17 protein-coding genes and 1 pseudogene are annotated in these 16,099 nt (G+C 72.4%); 5 read left to right on the plus strand and 13 right to left on the minus strand.

All coding sequences use genetic code 11. From position 1 onward, the window contains the following. From ABH931_RS14020 to ABH931_RS14065, 10 genes are all read right to left on the minus strand, one after another. On the minus strand, nt 1-187 hold a 187-nt coding region (locus ABH931_RS14020), incomplete at its 3' end, for a hypothetical protein (protein WP_370112951.1). Nucleotides 188-441: 254 nt separating this feature from the next. Then, nucleotides 442-1,110: a polysaccharide deacetylase family protein gene (locus tag ABH931_RS14025; protein WP_370112953.1), complete on the minus strand. Its 669-nt coding sequence runs from the start codon at nt 1,108-1,110 to the stop codon at nt 442-444. A 3-nt stretch (nt 1,111-1,113) separates the two neighbouring features. After that, the gene (locus ABH931_RS14030) at nt 1,114-1,923 is read right to left on the minus strand and encodes a glycosyltransferase family 2 protein (protein WP_370112955.1); all 810 of its coding nucleotides are present in this window, start codon (nt 1,921-1,923) and stop codon (nt 1,114-1,116) included. Beyond that, the gene (locus tag ABH931_RS14035) at nt 1,920-3,101 is read right to left on the minus strand and encodes a hypothetical protein (protein ID WP_370112956.1); all 1,182 of its coding nucleotides are present in this window, start codon (nt 3,099-3,101) and stop codon (nt 1,920-1,922) included. The genes ABH931_RS14030 and ABH931_RS14035 overlap by 4 nt, the downstream gene beginning before the upstream one ends. A 5-nt stretch (nt 3,102-3,106) precedes the next feature. After that, nucleotides 3,107-4,621: an oligosaccharide flippase family protein gene (locus tag ABH931_RS14040; protein WP_370112958.1), complete on the minus strand. Its 1,515-nt coding sequence runs from the start codon at nt 4,619-4,621 to the stop codon at nt 3,107-3,109. 39 nt (nt 4,622-4,660) lie between these two features. Then, nucleotides 4,661-5,728: a Wzz/FepE/Etk N-terminal domain-containing protein gene (locus ABH931_RS14045; protein ID WP_370112959.1), complete on the minus strand. Its 1,068-nt coding sequence runs from the start codon at nt 5,726-5,728 to the stop codon at nt 4,661-4,663. A 76-nt stretch (nt 5,729-5,804) separates the two neighbouring features. Beyond that, nucleotides 5,805-6,965, minus strand: a complete 1,161-nt coding sequence (wecB, locus tag ABH931_RS14050; protein WP_370112961.1) for a non-hydrolyzing UDP-N-acetylglucosamine 2-epimerase — start codon at nt 6,963-6,965, stop codon at nt 5,805-5,807. 4 nt (nt 6,966-6,969) lie between these two features. Beyond that, entirely contained in the window at nt 6,970-8,253 is a 1,284-nt protein-coding gene (locus tag ABH931_RS14055; protein ID WP_370112963.1) for a nucleotide sugar dehydrogenase, read from the minus strand. Then, complete coding sequence (locus tag ABH931_RS14060; RefSeq protein ID WP_370112965.1) at nt 8,253-9,047, minus strand: WecB/TagA/CpsF family glycosyltransferase; 795 nt, start codon at nt 9,045-9,047, stop codon at nt 8,253-8,255. Before ABH931_RS14060 ends, ABH931_RS14055 begins: the two co-directional genes overlap by 1 nt. Continuing rightward, nucleotides 9,044-10,285 (minus strand): hypothetical protein, encoded by a 1,242-nt coding sequence (locus ABH931_RS14065; protein ID WP_370112967.1) that lies wholly within the window; start codon nt 10,283-10,285, stop codon nt 9,044-9,046. Before ABH931_RS14065 ends, ABH931_RS14060 begins: the two co-directional genes overlap by 4 nt. A gap of 320 nt (nt 10,286-10,605) precedes the next feature. On the opposite strand from ABH931_RS14065, the gene ABH931_RS14070 reads away from it, so the two are divergent. After that, the gene (locus tag ABH931_RS14070; RefSeq protein ID WP_370112969.1) at nt 10,606-11,484 is read left to right on the plus strand and encodes a hypothetical protein; all 879 of its coding nucleotides are present in this window, start codon (nt 10,606-10,608) and stop codon (nt 11,482-11,484) included. 20 nt (nt 11,485-11,504) lie between these two features. Here ABH931_RS14070 and ABH931_RS14075 read toward each other — a convergent pair whose 3' ends face one another. Continuing rightward, nucleotides 11,505-11,693: a hypothetical protein gene (locus tag ABH931_RS14075; RefSeq protein WP_370112971.1), complete on the minus strand. Its 189-nt coding sequence runs from the start codon at nt 11,691-11,693 to the stop codon at nt 11,505-11,507. A gap of 441 nt (nt 11,694-12,134) precedes the next feature. Continuing rightward, complete coding sequence (locus ABH931_RS14080; RefSeq protein WP_370112973.1) at nt 12,135-12,869, minus strand: hypothetical protein; 735 nt, start codon at nt 12,867-12,869, stop codon at nt 12,135-12,137. Between the two features lie 255 nt (nt 12,870-13,124). On the opposite strand from ABH931_RS14080, the pseudogene ABH931_RS14085 reads away from it, so the two are divergent. The 3 genes and pseudogenes from ABH931_RS14085 to ABH931_RS14095 form a co-directional block, all read left to right on the plus strand. Further along, nucleotides 13,125-13,439, plus strand: a pseudogene (locus ABH931_RS14085) (neutral zinc metallopeptidase); the annotation flags it as partial. 64 nt (nt 13,440-13,503) lie between these two features. Further along, nucleotides 13,504-13,695: a DUF1059 domain-containing protein gene (locus ABH931_RS14090; protein WP_370112975.1), complete on the plus strand. Its 192-nt coding sequence runs from the start codon at nt 13,504-13,506 to the stop codon at nt 13,693-13,695. 70 nt (nt 13,696-13,765) lie between these two features. Next, nucleotides 13,766-14,230, plus strand: coding sequence for a hypothetical protein (locus ABH931_RS14095; RefSeq protein WP_370112977.1), 465 nt, complete (start codon nt 13,766-13,768; stop codon nt 14,228-14,230). Between the two features lie 15 nt (nt 14,231-14,245). Here ABH931_RS14095 and ABH931_RS14100 read toward each other — a convergent pair whose 3' ends face one another. Beyond that, on the minus strand, nt 14,246-15,103 hold the full coding sequence (locus ABH931_RS14100) for a 3-hydroxybutyryl-CoA dehydrogenase (RefSeq protein WP_370112978.1): 858 nt from the start codon (nt 15,101-15,103) through the stop codon (nt 14,246-14,248). A gap of 158 nt (nt 15,104-15,261) precedes the next feature. On the opposite strand from ABH931_RS14100, the gene ABH931_RS14105 reads away from it, so the two are divergent. Beyond that, nucleotides 15,262-16,089: an SDR family NAD(P)-dependent oxidoreductase gene (locus tag ABH931_RS14105; RefSeq protein ID WP_370112980.1), complete on the plus strand. Its 828-nt coding sequence runs from the start codon at nt 15,262-15,264 to the stop codon at nt 16,087-16,089. The last annotated feature ends 10 nt before the right edge of the window (nt 16,090-16,099 follow it).

Here is a 16,099-nt window from a genome sequence, read left to right on the forward strand (position 1 = left end):
CGTGCGAATCGGGCGCGCCGCCCGCCCTGGCCTCCGGCCGGGTGACGTCCGGGGGAACAGGCACCCGCGTTGTCCCGCCCCGCTCGGCCTCCGGCCGGGTGGCACCGGAGGCGGCAGAGCCGGCGTGCGAATCGGGCGCGCCGCCCGCCCTGGCCTCCGGCCGGGTGACGTCCGGGGGAACAGGCACCCGCGTTGTCCCGCCCCGCTCGGCCTCCGGCTGGGTGGCGCCGGAGGCGGCAGAGCCGGCGTGCGAATCGGGCGCGCCGCCCGCCCTGGCCTCCGGCCGGGTGACGTCCCGGGGAGCAGGCGCCCGCGTTGTCCCGTCCGCCCTGGCCTCCGGCCGGGTGGCGCCAGGCGCCTGCGTTGTCCCGCCCCCAGTGACCTCAGGGCGGGCGGAGCCGTCGGAGGTGGGTTGCGAAGGTGCGTTCATCTCCGTCACCGTTACCGCCACCGCTTGACCGTGCCCACCGCGCTGTCGCGCAGGCGGCGGGCGGGGCCGCGGGGGGAGAGTACCGCTGTGCGGAAGGACTCGACGGTGTCGGTGGCGACGACGCTGAAGCGGGCCTGGAGCCAGGCGTCCCCCGCGGCCGGGCGGCGGTCGCTGGTGTAGACGCGGCGGTAGCCGAGCGCGCGCAGGCGCCCCAGGACTCGCCGGTCGTACGCGCCGAACGGGCAGGCCGCGCTGTCGACCGGCTGCCCGGCCGTCTCGGCGATCCGTGTCCGCGCGTCCGTCAGTTCGGCGTCGAGCTCGGTGTCCGGCACCTCGGGCCAGGCACGGTGGCCCAGACCGTGGCTGCCGACGCCCATGCCGGCCGCGACGAGCGCGCGCACGCCCTCGGCGGAGATGTTGCCGGGGGTGCCGATCCGCCCGGCGATCAGGAAGAAGTCGGCTGTCAGTCCCCGCTCGACCAGCGCGGGCAGAGCGATCGCGGCGTCGGACTCGTTTCCGTCGTCGAAGCTGAGCCGGACCCCGGGCCGGGCCGCGCAGTCGTCCAGGATGCGCAGGAACGCGTCCCGGCCCACCCAGTAGTCGTGCTCGCCGGGCTCACGCTCCGGGCCCGGCATGCCGACGCCGTGGAACGACACGTTGTGGACCACCTGGGGACTCATCGGCTAGCTCTGCCAATCCGTGTAGTAGCTGCTGGGGTTGGTCAGGTACTGCACCGTCACCGTGGGCACGTGGACGACCCGGTGGCGGCGGCTGTAACGGTGGACCAGCTCCCAGTCCTCCCGGGGCAGGACCTCCGGCGTGCGGCGGATGCGGCTGAACAGCAGCGCGGGCGTGCGGCGCGCCACAAAGGCGTTGGTGTCGAGGAACGCCTTGCGCGCGGCGAGCCGCCGGTTGAACGGCACCGACAGAACGTCCTTCTCGGCGCCGTCCGGCAGGACCCTGCGCAGCGCGGTGTAGACGGCGTCCGGCCCGCCCTCGGCGGTCAACGCGGCCAGCGCGCACTCCAGGTGGTCAGGCTCCCAGAGGTTGTCGTCGTCGAGGAAGGCCACGAAGCGGGAGTCGGTCAGCCGGATGCCGACATTGCGCACCACGCCCGCGATGCCGATGTTGCGGGACAGGGAGACGGTCACGAGCCGCCGGTCGTCCGGCAGGTCCGACGGCAGGCCGGCGCCGTCGTCGACGACGATGACCACCTGGTCGGTCACGGTCTGGGTCAGGGCCGAGGCCACGGCCGCGCGCAGCGCCTCGGGGCGGCGGTAGGTGGCGATCACGGTCGCGACCAGCGCGGTCGGGCGCGGCTGCCGGTCGAACCGGCGGACCTCGGCGTCCTCGGCGCGGCGCAGGGCCCGGGCCGTGTGGCCGAGCAGCACCTTGTTGCGCAGTTCGAACAGCACGTGCCAGCCGAACAGCCACTTGCCGAGCTCCCAGGGCGCGCGCGCCACGGCCCGCACCAGCTTCCTCGCCGCGCTCACTGCGGAGTCACCGGCCTTCCGTCGGAGGTGGTGTTGCCCGCCCAGACGTTGCCCGAGCCGCCCGCGTTCCAGTAGGCGACGTTGCCGTAGACGCCGCAGGCGGGGTGGTACTGGTCGGAGAAGACGTTGCCGGTGACTTTGATGCCTGTCGATCCCTGACCGCCGCCGTAGAGCGCGTAGGCGCCGCCCGCGAGCCAGTTGCCCTCCACCACGGCGTTGTTGACGGTGCCGGTGTCCGCGTAGAGGCCGATCGCGGCGGAGGCGCCGCGATCGACGCCGGGCGCGTCGAGCAGCGTGTTGTGACGGATCGTCAACTGCCCGTCCCCGCCCCCGTCGCTGATGACGGCGTCCAGGTGCTGCCACTGGCCGCTCGCGTTGACGAACGGGGCGAGGTCGTGGACGTAGTTGTCGTGCAGGTCGCCCTGGCCCATGGACAGTGCGTTGCCGAAGACGGAGATGTCGCTCCAGCCGACCTCGACGGAGCTGACGCCCATGTTGGAGACCGCGTAGTCCTCGCCGCCGTTGTCCTGCCCCTTGCCCGGGACGCCGGTGATCCGGCTGTGCAGCACCCGCAGTCCGTGGTACCCGGAGCGCAGGTTGACGCCCCACCAGTTGGTCGAGGTGATGCTGGTGTCGACGACGGTGACGTCGTTGGCGTAGATGTCGAGCGATCCGGCCAGGTTCCAGCCGTCGATCACGGTCCCGTCCGTGCGGATGGTGATGTCGCCGCTGTGCGAACTGGTCGGCGCGCTGCGCGGACCGGTGGTGGCGGCGGTCGGGAAGCCGCACGCGCCCGGCGAGGAGCAGGGGCCCGAGGGTCCGCCCCCGGCGCCGGTGCCGCCGGTGCTGCCGGGGCTCGCGGAGGGCCCGTGGGAGGCCGAGGGTGAGGCGGAGGTCGACGTGGACGCGCTGCCCGACGGTCTCGGGCTCGCGGAGCCCGTGCCCCTGCCCGGGGACGCGCCGTCCCCGGAGGTGCCCCGTGGCGTCCCGGAGGCGCAGGAAGCCTGGCCGGTGGGGCAGCCCGCGGTGGTGTGCTCGTCGAGGTGGGCGCCGAGGGTGTCGGCGACCAGCAGGAGTAAGGCCAGTGCCACGGCCGCCAGCAGCACGCGGACGGCGGTGCGCCGCCGGTCCGGGCGCCCCGGCGGCCGCGACGTGGCCCGGTGGGCGTTCTCGCGCATCCGGCTCACCTGCCACGCCACGGACGGGCGTGCCGTCCGTGCGCCGTCTCGATCCCGCGCAGCCGGTTGCGGCTCGGGAGCACGCCCACGACGTAGACGGCCAGGGCGACGACGCCGGTGGCCAGCAGTGCGGGCAGGCTCTCGCCCAGCGCGCCGCGCAGCCCCCACGCCACCGCGGCCATCGCCGCGCCGGCCACGAACGGCCAGGCGCAGGCCCGCAGGAGTGCGCGTGGGGTGATCCCGGTGCGGGCCAGGCCGATGACGTACACCGGCACCACCACACCTGCCGCGACCAGCACATGGCCCTCGGCGACGCCGACGATGCCGTGCAGGTGGGCCCCCGCGGCCAGCACCGGGATCAGCGCGCCCAGCCACAGCGCCTGGGTGAGGATCAGCAGCCGGCGTCTCCCGATCGCCACCAGGCAGTCGTAGGCCAGCTCGCAGCCGATCCGCACCAGGCCCAGGGCCATCAGCCACGGCAGGGCCCCGGTTGCGGGCAGCCAACGCCCCCCGTAGATCAGGTGGATGACCGGTGCGGCCAGCACCGCGAGCAGCACGCACAGCGGCACGCTGCCGGTGACCAGCACGCCCAGTGCTCTGCCGAATCCCTGGGCCAGAGCCTGCGGCGACTCCGCGAGCCGGGAGAACCCGGCGAAGGAGACCCGGCGGGCGGCCTCGGAGATGATCCGCACCGGCCAGCCGGAGATATTGAACGCCAGGACATAGAAGCCGAGTTGCACCTTGCCAAGGGTCGAGCCGACCACCAGGGTGTCGACGTTCAGCACACCCAGCGCCAGCAGACTGGCACCGGCCAGCGGCAGACCGAAGCGCAGCAGGGCGCGCGCCTGATCGGCGTCCCAGCCGAACCGCAGCCAGCCGGGCGCGGCCAGCACGCAGCCGACCAGCGCCGCGACGTTGCCCACGACCGAACCCCAGGCGAAGCTCATCGCGCCCCACCCACGGAACGCCAGCACCAGCGTCACGGCCGTGCTGAGCACGAAGTTGAGCGCGTCGATGGTCATCCGGCGGCCCTGGGCGAACTCCCGGGTCAGGATTCCGGCGGGCACCTGCGAGACGCCGTCGAGGATCACGCACAGGGACATCACCCGCAGCACGCCGGTGGCCCCGGGAGAGCCTAGCGCGGCCGCCAGGTGCGGCGCGGCGACGAACAGCACGACGTAGAACAGGCCGCTGGAGATGGTGCTCAGGGTCAGCACGGTGGGCGCGAAGCGCCGCACCTCGCCCTCCCAGCGCACCATGGCCAGGCCGACGCCCAGCTCGTTGGCGGACAGCAGCACCAGCAGCACGGTCTGGGCGACCCCGTAGACGCCCCAGGCGGCGGGACCCAGCGCGAAGCGCGCGAGCACGACGCCTGCGGCGAAGTTGCCCAGTCGCATGACCACGGTGTTGATCAGGCTCCACCGCGCGGCGTTGCGGACCCGCGTGCCCAGTGCGGGGGGCGGGTCCGGTGGTTCGGTGGTTCCAGGGGCATCGAGGCCCGGGGCGGGCGCGGTGTCCATGGGCGGCACTCCTCGGAGGCGGCTCGGGGCCGGCGGGGGTCAGCCGAACCAGGAGGATCGCTGCTTGGCCGGCGCGGCAGCGTTCGTGGGAAGGGCGGCCAACTGCATCGTCGGGCTCTCCAGCCCTGCCTCGGCCCGCGTCGGCACCGCGGCCGCGGCCCCGATCGGCTCCGCCGCCGGGCCCGGCCGGCCGGGTGCCTCGGTTTCGGTCTCGGTCTGCGGCGGCCTCCCGCCCTCCGCCGCTTGGCGGGACCGGCGAGATGCCTCGGAGTCGGCCTCGGAGTCGGCTTCGGCCTGCGGCGTCAGCCCGGCCGTGTCCGCCCCGCGCGGCTCCGCCGGGTTGGGCCATGTCTCGGCCTCGGTCTGCGCCGGCCTCCCGCCCTGCGGCTCCGCCGCAGGGTCGGGTCGGCTGGTGGGCCCGGACTGCCGGGGCAGGCCGGACATCGCGCCCAGCGGCGGAGCCGCTGGGGCGTCGGGGGAGGCGAGGGCGGAATCCGCGCCGTCAGGCGCCCGGCGCCGGCGGGCCTCGACGAAGAAGGTGGCCACCAGGCTGAGGGCGAGGCCCAGGAGCCCGGCCAGCACCGTGTACTCGATCCGGGTCTTGGTCTGGGCTGCCGGCGTCTGCGGCGAGACGATCGTCATCATCCGGATCATGGCGTCCTGCGGGACGGACTGCTGCGTCTGGAACTGCTGCAGCCGCTCCGCCGCGTACGCGGTCAGCGTCCGGTCCTCCGCCAGCACCTGGGACGGGTCGGGCCCGGTGACGGTCAGCCACATCAGCGGTGCCTGCGCGTTGTCGGCGATCATCGCGACGTAGGTGTCGCTCACGCCACGGGCGGCCAGCTCCGCCTTGGCCGAGTCGGAGTTCAGGTTGCGGCCGAGACTGTCGGCCATGCCTGTCAGCGAGGTCTGCGTGCTCAGGAACGGGTTCCCGTCGAACGGCACCGTCGCCTTCTGCGAGTTGAGCAGCTCGACGGTGCTCTGCGACTGGTACTTCGGTGGCAGCACGACGATGATCGCCACCGCGAGCGCGGCCGTCAGCAGCAGTCCGGGCAGCAGGACGTACCACCGTCTGCGCATGACCCGCGCGATCTCGGCGAGATCCACTCCGTCTCCTTGTCCGTGGGTCGGTCGGCGGCTACGGGGACACGCGACTGACGAACGAGCTTATGGGCTTATGCGATCAGACGAGAGGGCTTTGCGCCGGTTGGTTCTGTGAGTCGGCGGGCCCGGGGTCGGCGGCCACCAGGTCGGTGGGCCGTGCCCGCCCGCCCGCGGGGCCGCCGGTCAGCAGGACCTCGGCGATCCGTTCACCGGCCCGGCCGTCCCACAGCGCGGGGCGGCGCGCAGGCGGAGGAGCCGCCAGGACCGCCAGCGTGGTGCGGACGATTCCCTCGGGCTCGATCCCGGCGAGGACGTTGGTGCCCTCGGAGACCGTGATCGGCCGCTCGGTGTTCTCCCGCAGCGTCACACACGGCACGCCCAGGGCCGTGGTCTCCTCCTGGATGCCGCCCGAGTCCGTCAGCACGATCCGGGCGGACGCCTGGAGCGCGAGGAAGTCCAGGTAGCCGGCGGGCGGCACCAGGCGCACCCCCTCGGGGACCCCCAGCGCGGTGAGCTTGCCGGCCGCGCGAGGGTGCGCGGGCAGCAGCAGAGGGCATTGCTGCGCCACCTCCCCGAGCGCCTTGAGCATGCCCGCCAGGACGGCCGGATCGTCGACGTTGGCGGGCCGGTGCAGCGTCACCAGGCCGTACTCGCCCTGCCGCAGGTCCAGCCGTTCCAGCACGCCGTTGTCCCGGGCCCGGGGCAGGTTCGCCAGCAGGGAGTCGATCATGACGTTGCCGACCAGATGGATCTGGTCCTCGCGGTAGCCCTCCGTGCGCAGGTTCTCCACCGCGTCCTGCGACGGCGCCAGCAGGTAGTCGCTGAGCCGGTCGGTGACGACGCGGTTGACCTCCTCGGGCATCCGCCAGTCGCGGCTGCGCAGGCCCGCCTCTACATGGGCCAGCAGTGGCCCGGCCTTGGCGGTCACCAGCGCGCAGGCGACGGTGGAGTTGATGTCGCCGACGACGACGACCGCGTCCGGGGCGACCTCGGCCAGCAGCGGTTCGAAGCCGGTCATCACCCGGGCGGTCTGCTCGGCGTGGCTGCCGGAGCCGACGCCGAGGCTGCGGTCCGGTCGGCGGATGCCGAGATCGGCGAAGAACACGTCGTTCATCGCCGGGTCGTAGTGCTGGCCGGTGTGCACCAGCAGCACCTCGGCGCCGCGCCGCTCCAGCGCGTCCATCACCGGCTTGACCTTCATGAAGTTGGGGCGGGCCCCCACCACGCAGACGATCCGCATCGGCTCAGAGCACCTCGACCTCGGCGCCGGCACCGCTATCCGCGCCGGCGTCACCGGCCAGTCGGCGGCGGCAGTCCAGCACGTAGCGGGCATGGCCGCGCACCAGCTCCCAGTCGAAGCTGTCGTGGTCGGTCAGCACCACCACGGCGTCGGCGGCGTCCAGTTCCTCTGCTGTCAGCTCGACACGGACGAGCCGGGCGTCGACCTCGGGCCGCTCGACCACGTGCGGGTCGGCGGCGTGGACCTGCGCGCCGAGGTCCAGCAGCAGCCTGGCCACCCGCAGCGCGGGCGACTCCCGGGCGTCGCCGGTGTTCTTCTTGTAGGCCAGGCCCAGCAGCAGGACCCGGGAGCCGTTGACGGAGCGCCGCTGCGCGTTGAAGGCGTCGATCAGGCGCCGCGTCACGTACTCGGGCATGTGGTTGTTGATGTCGTTGGCCAGCTCCACGAACCGGAAGCTCTGGCCGAGTTCGCGCTGCACCCGCCAGGACAGGTAGGACGGGTCGATGGGCAGGCAGTGACCGCCGACACCCGGGCCGGGGGTGAACCGCATGAAGCCGAACGGCTTGGTCGCCGCCGCGTCGATGGCCTGCCACACGTCGATGTCCAGGTGCCGGGCGAACATCGCGATCTCGTTGACCAGGGCGATGTTGACGTGCCGGAAGGTGTTCTCCAGCAGCTTGGCCAGCTCGGCCTCCTTGGGGGAGGCCACCGGCACCACCGTGTCCACGAGTTGGCCGTAGAAGGAGCGGACCGCCTCCAGTGAGCCGGGGTCGACTCCGGAAACCACCTTCGGCGTCTGCTGGAACCCCCACACGGTGTTGCCCGGGTCGATCCGCTCGGGGCTGTACCCGAGGTGGAAGTCGGCGCCCGCGGCCAGCCCCGAGCCGTCCTCCAGCAGCGGCCCGAACAGGTCCTGCGTGGTCCCCGGATAGGTCGTCGACTCCAGCACGACGGTCGCGCCGGGACGCAGGTAGCGGCTCAGGGTGCGCGCCGACTCCTCGATGTAGCTGAGGTCGGGCACCCCCTCGCGCAGCGGCGTCGGCACCGTCACCACGGCCACGTCGAAGCCGCCGCAGTCGCGCGCGGCGTCGCTCGCCCGGTAGGCGCCCGACGCCAGGACGGCGCGCAGCCGCTCCGAGGAGACGTCCTCGACGTAGGACTCCCCGGACGCCAGCCGCTTGATCCTGCCGCCGTCCACGTCGTACCCGATCACCTCGTGCCCGACCTCGGCGGCCCGGATCGCGAGCGGCAACCCCACGTACCCCTGTCCGACCACGACGACGCGCATCAGTTACCTCCTGCCGGTGCCGGCGGTTGCGCCGGTTCTGCGGTGCGCGCGAGCATCGCCCGCGCGGTCATCAGCACGAACTGGACGTTGGTGACCAGGTAGCGACGGCCGAGCCGGCGCGGCTCCTGGGCCACCCGGTACAGCCACTCCAGGCCGAGGCGCTGCCACAGCCCGGGTGCCCGCCGGGTGACGCCGGCGAGCACGTCGAAGGAACCGCCGACACCGTGCACGACGCGGACCCCGGTCCGCTCGCCGTAGGCCGCCGTGAACAGTTCCTTCTTCGGCGAGGTCATGCCGAGGAAGAGCAGTTGGGCGCCGCTGGCCGCGATGTCGTCGGCGATCCGCGGCTGCTCCTCGTCGGTGAAGTAACCGTCCCTGGCACCGGCCACGCGCAGGCGCGGGTGCCGTTCGGCGACAGTGGCCAGCATCGCGTCCAGCGCCTCGCGCCGGGCGCCCAGGAAGTAGACCGTGAGGCCCCGTTCCTCGGCCACCGCCAGCAGTCGCTGGAACAGGTCGATCCCGGCGACCCGCTCCGGGAGCGGTGCGCGCAGCAGGCGGGAGGCCCACACCACGGCCTGGCCGTCGGCCAGGACGAGGTCGCAGCCGGTCACCGCGTCGGACAGCCGCGGGTCCTTGCTCATCGTGACCAGCTTGGCCGCGTTGACGACGCCGACCTCCAGCCGCCGGCCCGCGACGGCCGCGTCGGCGCAGACCTCGACGGCCTGGGCCAGCGTGAGTGCGTCGATGCCGACGCCGAGCACCTGGCGTCGGTCCGCACTGTGATGATCCGTCACGGACTGTGCTCCCCACCGGAGTCGAGCGAGCCGAGCCAGGCGTGCAGCATCCAGCCGAACTCGTAGGGGCGGCACTCGCGGTCCAGCTCCACCGGCGGGAAGATCCGCTCCAGCGGTTCAAGCCGTAGGCCGGGGACGATCCGGCTGCCGACGCCGCGCGCCGCGCGGACGGCCTTGCGCGGGTCGCCGCGGAACACCTTGCGCCAGGTCACGCCGAGCTCGTCGCGGATCAGCGACTCGGGGACGGCCACGTCGGCGCCGGGGGCCGAGCGGAGCTCCGGCGCCTGTGTCATCCAGCGCAGCCCGAGCCGGACGGCCGCCCCGTGGTCCGTGCCGCCGGCCTCGGCGAGGTCGAGCAGCGCGGTCGGGGCCATCGCGTGCTGGTGGACGCTGTAGACGGGGTAGCCCTCGACCAGCGTGCCGTGCCGGGCGTCGTAGTGCCACCACCACTGGCCGCCCTCGCCCTGGAGCTCGCAGATGCGCGCCCCACAGGCGTCCGCCGCGGCCAGGGCCGCCGCGTCGCCGCCCTCGGTCGTGGCCTCGGCGGAGGCGTGGGCGCGGGCCAGCGCCTGCAACGGGTAGGTCTGGTCGGCGAAGCAGCCCACATGGGCCCGGTACCAGGGCAGCAGGCCGGGGCCGGTCGCGTGCGGGAAGAGCGGACTCGCACCCAGCCGGGCCCGCAGCAGGCGGTCCCTGGCCGTGCCCAGCCGTCGTTCCACGCCGGTCGCGTCGCTGACGTCGCGGGCGGCGCAGAGGGCGGAGAGCACCCAGGCCGCCTCGACCGTGTAACGCGGCGTCCGGGCCCCCTCCTCCAGGTCGTCGAGCGCGGCCAGGCGGGCCAGCGCGTCGTCGAGCTTGGGGTGGCGGGTGTCGGCGGCGGCCCAGGCCACGAGCGCGGCGTCGCCGAGATTGCGGACGCCGGGCAGCCGCTCGACCAGGACTCCGGCGTACTCCGCCGCGGTCAGGCCGCCGAAGATCGGCCGTTGCCGCTCCTCGGGGAGCAGGCGGGCGCCCAGCACCGTGATGGCGGCGTAGCGCACGCTCTCACCGCGGTCCTCCAGGCGGTGCTCGCCGCCGACGGTGGGCGGACCGACGGCGGCCCGGGTGAAGACGAAGGTCTGCTCGTCCTGCCGGTACATGGCCGGCAGGCCCGCCTCGGCGAGCCGAAGCAGGCGGTCCAGGAGCGCGGACAGGTCGGGATCGGCCGCGATGACGGCCTTGGTGCGTGTGGTGGTCATCAAGTCCTTCACCGCGTCGGGGAGACAGGACGTGCCAGGACGTGCCGGGATGACGTGCGACGTGCTGAAGGGGCGGACGGCCGCGCCCTCGACGCAGCGTACGCCCACACAATAAGCACACATGTGACCGGCAGGCATCGGTTTGCGGAACTCGGCCGATCTGCACCGGTTCTGATGCCGGTTCAAAGAGTCCGGATAACGGCTTGTCGCGGGCCATGACACCCGGTTCGCAGTCAGAAACCTTGACTGTCAGAGGTATTGATCGTCGCGTCCGCCTGGCTCTACCTTGTGGAGATCAAGTGAAGGACGGGGGAGGTCAGATGGGGGATGACAGGGTCCCGGGCCTGGTGGCTCTGGAGGCGGCACGCCTGTATTGGGGCAACGACGCCTGGCATGAGAACAACCGCGGCCAGCAACGGGTGTTGGCGCGATCCCGCTCCGTTCCCGCGCTGGTTCCCGCCGATCCGGTCGGCCACCCGCTCGCGGCCGAGGCCGAGCGGAACGGGTTCGCGGTGCTCGACCCCGGCTACCGGTCCGGTCTGATCGAGGAGGTCCGCACCGGCTACGAGAAGCTCATCGACGACCCGTCCGCGACCGTGGACATGGGCAGCCGGATCAAGGACGCCGTGCGTTACGTGCTGGACCCGGCGGGCCGGGTCCCCGTGCTGGCGGAGTTGCTGAACGACCCGGTCCTGAGCGTCCTCGACGCCTACTACGGCGGGCGCTGGCGCGTGCAGCACGTGCGCATGTGGAGGATCTCCCACCTGCCGCCCTCCGAACGCGCCTTCCACCACTACGGCAACCTCTGGCACTGCGACCAGCACCCGATCTCGACGCTCAAGTACTTCGTCCAGATCAGCGACGGGGTGACCGCCGAGGGCGGGGCGTTCCGGTTGCATCCCGTCCCGAGCACACGGCGGCTGATGCGCAGCGGGTTCCTGGGCCAGGGCTGGGCGAAGGGGCCGGCCCGGCGTCGACTGGACGCCCCCGACAGGGTGGTGCCCTTCGTCGCGCCCGCGGGCCACGGCGCGTTCGTCAACACCACCCGGTGCCTGCACCGTGCGGGCATTCCGCCGGAGGGCACCACCCGCGGCATGGTCCAGTTCACCTTCGTCCCGGCACCGGAGGCGCGTCACCTCGGTGACCCGCTGGCCGGGCTGGCGCCGGACCCCAATGTGGCGGAGGGTCGCACCGCGTAGCCGCGCGGCCGGGCAGCCGGCTACTCGTGGCGCTCGGGCTGCGGGGAGGGGTGGCGGTGTATCCCGTCCATCAGGCTGATCTCGCGGTCGCTGTCGAGAATGCCGCGCAGCCATGCCTCGTGCGTGGCTGCCCGGCGTCGGCTGCGTTCCCGCAACCGGCGTACCAGTGCGCCGACGATCCCGGCGACGGTCGGGTTGAGCTTGTGCACGACTCGAGCGTAGCGAATCCGGAATCCGGAATCCCGAAGTCAGTGAGACCCGGGAGCATATCCGGCTCCCGGGCCTCGAGGTGCCACCACTGGTGCGCGTCGGCACGTTTAAGAGCGTGGGTCATTCTCAGTTCGCCGTGTTCTGCCTTTGAACTACCTCCGCACGCTGGAGCGGAGAGCAGGAGTTGAACCTGCATCCGGCGAGTGCTGCCCGCACTCGGTCGATCCGACGCCGGGTGGCGAATGCTGAGTCTGGAGCGAGAGTCTGAGATTGATCGCGGCTGCCTCTACCGTCGTTGGGCTACCCCGGCGCGAAGTGCCGGGGGGAGGACTCGAACCTCCACTGGACCGCGTTCGTCACGACAAGCTTCAGCTTCAGCTTGCGCTCCTGGCGCACCCCGCCCACCGGGGGCGGGGAGTCTGTGTTGTTGTGCCTGCCGGCTACTCGAACAGGTAGCCGAAGACGGCGTCCCCGATCCGCTGGTCGCTCACCTCGGTGCCGTTGGCCTCCTCGCGGGCGAACTTGACCGCCTGCTGCAGCTTCTCGACGCGCTCCAGCAGCTGGTTGACACGCCGCGCCGGCAGCGCGCCGGAGAACTTCACCGTGGTCCAGTGACCGATCGTCACGTCCTCGGTGTAGACCTCGACCTGGGCCGGGTGCTTCTCGGTCGCCTCCGCCTTGACGTGGTTGCGGTAGACCTTCTTGGTGCGGTTGGTCTTGACCGGCTCGGTCCGCCAGCTGTCCGTCGACTCGTCGCGGCTCCAGTTCTCGGCGGCGTCCAGCACCGGCAGCTTCTTGACGAAGGTGTGCATGTCCACCAACTGCTTCTCCAGGAAGAGCAGGTAGCCCACCGGCACGTCCGTCAGCAGGGTCCGGCCCTCGACGGTCACGTCCGCGCGGGCGTGGCAGTTGGCCCAGTCCTTAGTGGCGGTGACGTCGAACAGGCGGGTCAGTGAGGCGGCGGTGCCGCGCAGCACGTCCTCGGCGTGGACCTGCACCCGCGTCGACTCGGGCGGGAACATCTCGCCCTCCTCGTCGCGCGGCTGGTAGGTCCGGGCGATGCCGGTGAGCAGCGCGGCCTTCTGCACGTCGTGGTGCGCCTGGGTGAGGTCGGCGAAGGCCTTGGCCTTGACGCCCTTCTCGACGGCGATGATCTGGTTCAGCTTGGTGGCCATGCGTGGTTCCCCCGTATCCGGTCCTCGTGGGTGCGCCGCCAGGGAATCGAACCCTGGGAGCCGTGTGGCGAGGGCCAGTCTTTGACATGGCCCAGCAGGCCCCCTTGTGTCCCAGCACTCGACGCTTGTCGCGGGCGTCTCCGTCCCGCTGACAGGAGGTTAGGGATCACCCCTCCTGGGGCGCCAGCGATTTTCCGATCTTCTGTGGCTGTCGCGGTGGGCCCGGTGGGCGTCACCGGACAGACGGCCAAGGGCGGTGGCCAGGGCGCGAACAGCGGCTCCGTCCGGCTGGAGCTGCAGGCGGACTGCTACGCGGGTGTCTGGGCCCACCACGCGACGACCACACCGTCCGCGTCCACCGGCCGTCCGCTGATCACCTCGCTGACCTCCACGGACATCGCCCAGGGCCTGGACGCGGCGGCGGCGGTGGGCGACGACCGGATCCAGGCGCGCTACCAGGGCCGGGTCACCCCGGAGAGCTGGACCCACGGCTCGGCGGCGCAGCGTCAGCAGTGGTTCACCACGGGTTACCGCAGCGGGGATCCGTCCTCCTGCAACACCTTCGCCTGAACACCGCGCCGGATCGGGCCGATACTGGTGGGAACGAGCCGAAGGAGCCGAAGGGAGACATCCCATGCGCAAGGTTGCCGACTGCCGCGACTACCCGAGTGAGTCCGGTTGCTCGCTCACCATCGCGGGCGAGGAGGAGGAAGTGGTCCGCGCCGCCGCCGAGCACGCCGTCTCGGTCCACGGCGAGACGGACAGCCCCGAGCTCCGCAACGAGATCCGCGGCGCCCTGAAGGACGAGGCGCTCAGCGGCGCCTGATCCCCGCCTCTCCCCACAACCCTCGGCGCCCCGCCCCGCGCGGGGCGCCGTCGCGGCTATGCTGCGCCACGTGCCGACACACCGCCTGGCCGCCGCCTGTCTCCTCGCCGTCGGCCTGCTGTCCGGCTGCTCGTCGTCCCAGGGCCGGCAGCTCACGCACCCGCCCGCCACCGAGGCCTACCCCTATCCCACGTCCGACGTCCCCGCCGACGAGCAACTGCGCTGGACGTACGGCTGGATGCGCGTCCTGGACTGCGAAGACGACCCGTCCGGACTGCCGAAGGGAAAGACGCAGCTCTCCCTCGACATCATCGACCACTTCGGCCAGGACAACGGCGACGAGCTCGGCGCACGTCTGGTGTACGACGGCCGCCCGCTCCAGGTGCGCACCTCGGACTCGGTCGGCATCGTCACCGCGTGGAACATGCGGGCGGGCCGGGAGATCGTCGACGTCGTGCTGGACCCGGCCACCTGCGAACGGTGGGCGCTGGCGAAGACGCACCCACCGTTCGAGCTGGTCGCCTCCCCGCCCTGACGGTCGCGACCCGCGTCAGTACTGGTAGAAGCCGCGGCCGGACTTGCGGCCCAGCAGGCCCGCGTCGACCATGCGCTGGAGCAGCGGCGGGGCCGCGTACAGGGGCTCCTTGAACTCCTCGTACATCGAGTCGGCGATGGAGACGATGGTGTCCAGGCCGATCAGGTCGCACAGGCGCAGCGGGCCCATCGGGTGGGCGCAGCCGGCCTCCATGCCCTTGTCGATGTCCTCGGCGGTGGCGATGCCCGACTCGAACATGCGGACTGCGGAGAGCAGGTAGGGCACCAGCAGGGCGTTGACGACGAAGCCGGCGCGGTCGCGGGCGCGGATCGGGTCCTTGACGAGCGCCTCGCGGGTGAACGCCTCGGCGCGGGCGACGGTCTCGGCGGAGGTGGTGAGCGTCGGGATGATCTCGACGAGCTTCTGGACCGGCGCCGGGTTGAAGAAGTGGATGCCGAGCACCTGCTCGGGCCGGCTCGTCGCGGAGGCGAGCTTGACGATCGGGATGGAGGAGGTGTTCGACGCCAGGATCGCGTCGCGGCGCTCGACGACCCGGTCGAGGGTCTCGAAGATCGCGACCTTGATGTCCTCCCGCTCGGCGACGGCCTCGACGACCAGGTCCCGGTCCGCGAAGTCGGTCAGCTCGGTGGTGAAGGAGATCCGCGCCAGCGCGCCGTCCCGGTCCTCCTCGCTCAGCTTGCCGCGGCGGACCGCGGTGTCGAGGGAGGTGGTGATGCGGGTGCGGCCCAGCTCCAGGGCCTCGCCGGTGGCCTCGGAGACCTTGACGTCCAGCCCCGCGCGGGCGAAGACCTCCGCGATGCCGGACCCCATCAGGCCGCAGCCGACCACTCCTACTCGCGCGATGTCGCTCACGTGGCTTCCCCAGTTCCGTTCGACGGGAAGTCCTAGGACTTCCATTCAGTTCGACGGCCCGACGTTACCTCCTGCGCCTCCGCGTGTCCGCCGCCGGTCCCGCCAAGAGCGGACGACGATGACATGGACGAACGTGCCAAAGGGAGGGAGGCGGGGCCATGGGCCTGCGCAGTCTGGAGGGGCGGTCCGCCCTGGTGACCGGTGCCGGTCGGGGGATCGGGCGGGAGATCGCGCTCGGTCTGGCCGAGGAGGGCATGAACGTGGCGCTCATCGGCCGCCATCGCGAGACCCTCACCGACACCCTGCGCGCCTGCGTGCGCCACGGGGTGAAGTGCGTCGCGTTCGCCGCCGACGTGGCGCACCCGGGGCAGGTGAAGGCAGCGGTCAACGGCGTCCAGCGCGACCTGGGCCGGATCGACCTGCTGGTCAACAACGCCGGCCAGGTGGACCGGGCCGAGGTGCCGCTGTGGGAGGCGGACCAGACCCAGTGGTGGCAGGTGGTGGAGACGAACCTGCGCGGGCCGTTCAACCTGCTGCGCTCCGTCCTGCCGGGCATGGTCGACCGCGGCGAGGGCCGGGTCGTCAACCTCAACAGCGGCTTCGCCCTGCGTCCCGACGGCCGCTACACCGCGTACGCCACCTCGAAGGCGGCGCTGCTGCGGCTCAGCGACAACCTCGCGGAATCGTTGCGCCCGCACGGGGTGACCCTGCTGGACATCAGTCCGGGCGCGGTGGCCACCGACATGACGGCCGGCATGGCGATGTTCGACGGCATGGTGCACTGGGGCAGCATCCCGTACCTGGTCAGCACGGTCGTCGACGCCGCCCGCGGTCGGTTCGACCCGCTCCACGGCCGCTTCCTCCACCTCGGCCAGGACGACCTCGAGGCCCTGCTGCGCGACGCCGACCTGATCCGCCAACGCGACGCCCGCACGCTGCGCCTGCGTCCGTACGGCGAGGAGGACCCGCTGGCCGCGTACGTCTGAGGACCGCCTG

Source organism: Streptacidiphilus sp. MAP12-33 (assembly GCF_041261265.1).
In the GTDB taxonomy this organism is placed as follows: domain Bacteria; phylum Actinomycetota; class Actinomycetes; order Streptomycetales; family Streptomycetaceae; genus Streptacidiphilus.

Excerpts from the sequence above, each read along its gene's own strand:
- ABH931_RS14025 (WP_370112953.1), bottom strand. The coding sequence starts at position 1,110 with ATGAGTCCCCAGGTGGTCCACAACGTGTCGTTCCACGGCGTCGGCATG.
- ABH931_RS14035 (WP_370112956.1), bottom strand. The coding sequence starts at position 3,101 with ATGCGCGAGAACGCCCACCGGGCCACGTCGCGGCCGCCGGGGCGCCCG.
- ABH931_RS14040 (WP_370112958.1), bottom strand. The coding sequence starts at position 4,621 with ATGGACACCGCGCCCGCCCCGGGCCTCGATGCCCCTGGAACCACCGAA.
- wecB (WP_370112961.1), bottom strand. The coding sequence starts at position 6,965 with ATGCGGATCGTCTGCGTGGTGGGGGCCCGCCCCAACTTCATGAAGGTC.
- ABH931_RS14055 (WP_370112963.1), bottom strand. The coding sequence starts at position 8,253 with ATGCGCGTCGTCGTGGTCGGACAGGGGTACGTGGGGTTGCCGCTCGCG.
- ABH931_RS14065 (WP_370112967.1), bottom strand. The coding sequence starts at position 10,285 with ATGACCACCACACGCACCAAGGCCGTCATCGCGGCCGATCCCGACCTG.
- ABH931_RS14070 (WP_370112969.1), top strand. The coding sequence starts at position 10,606 with ATGGGGGATGACAGGGTCCCGGGCCTGGTGGCTCTGGAGGCGGCACGC.
- ABH931_RS14080 (WP_370112973.1), bottom strand. The coding sequence starts at position 12,869 with ATGGCCACCAAGCTGAACCAGATCATCGCCGTCGAGAAGGGCGTCAAG.
- ABH931_RS14090 (WP_370112975.1), top strand. The coding sequence starts at position 13,504 with ATGCGCAAGGTTGCCGACTGCCGCGACTACCCGAGTGAGTCCGGTTGC.
- ABH931_RS14105 (WP_370112980.1), top strand. The coding sequence starts at position 15,262 with ATGGGCCTGCGCAGTCTGGAGGGGCGGTCCGCCCTGGTGACCGGTGCC.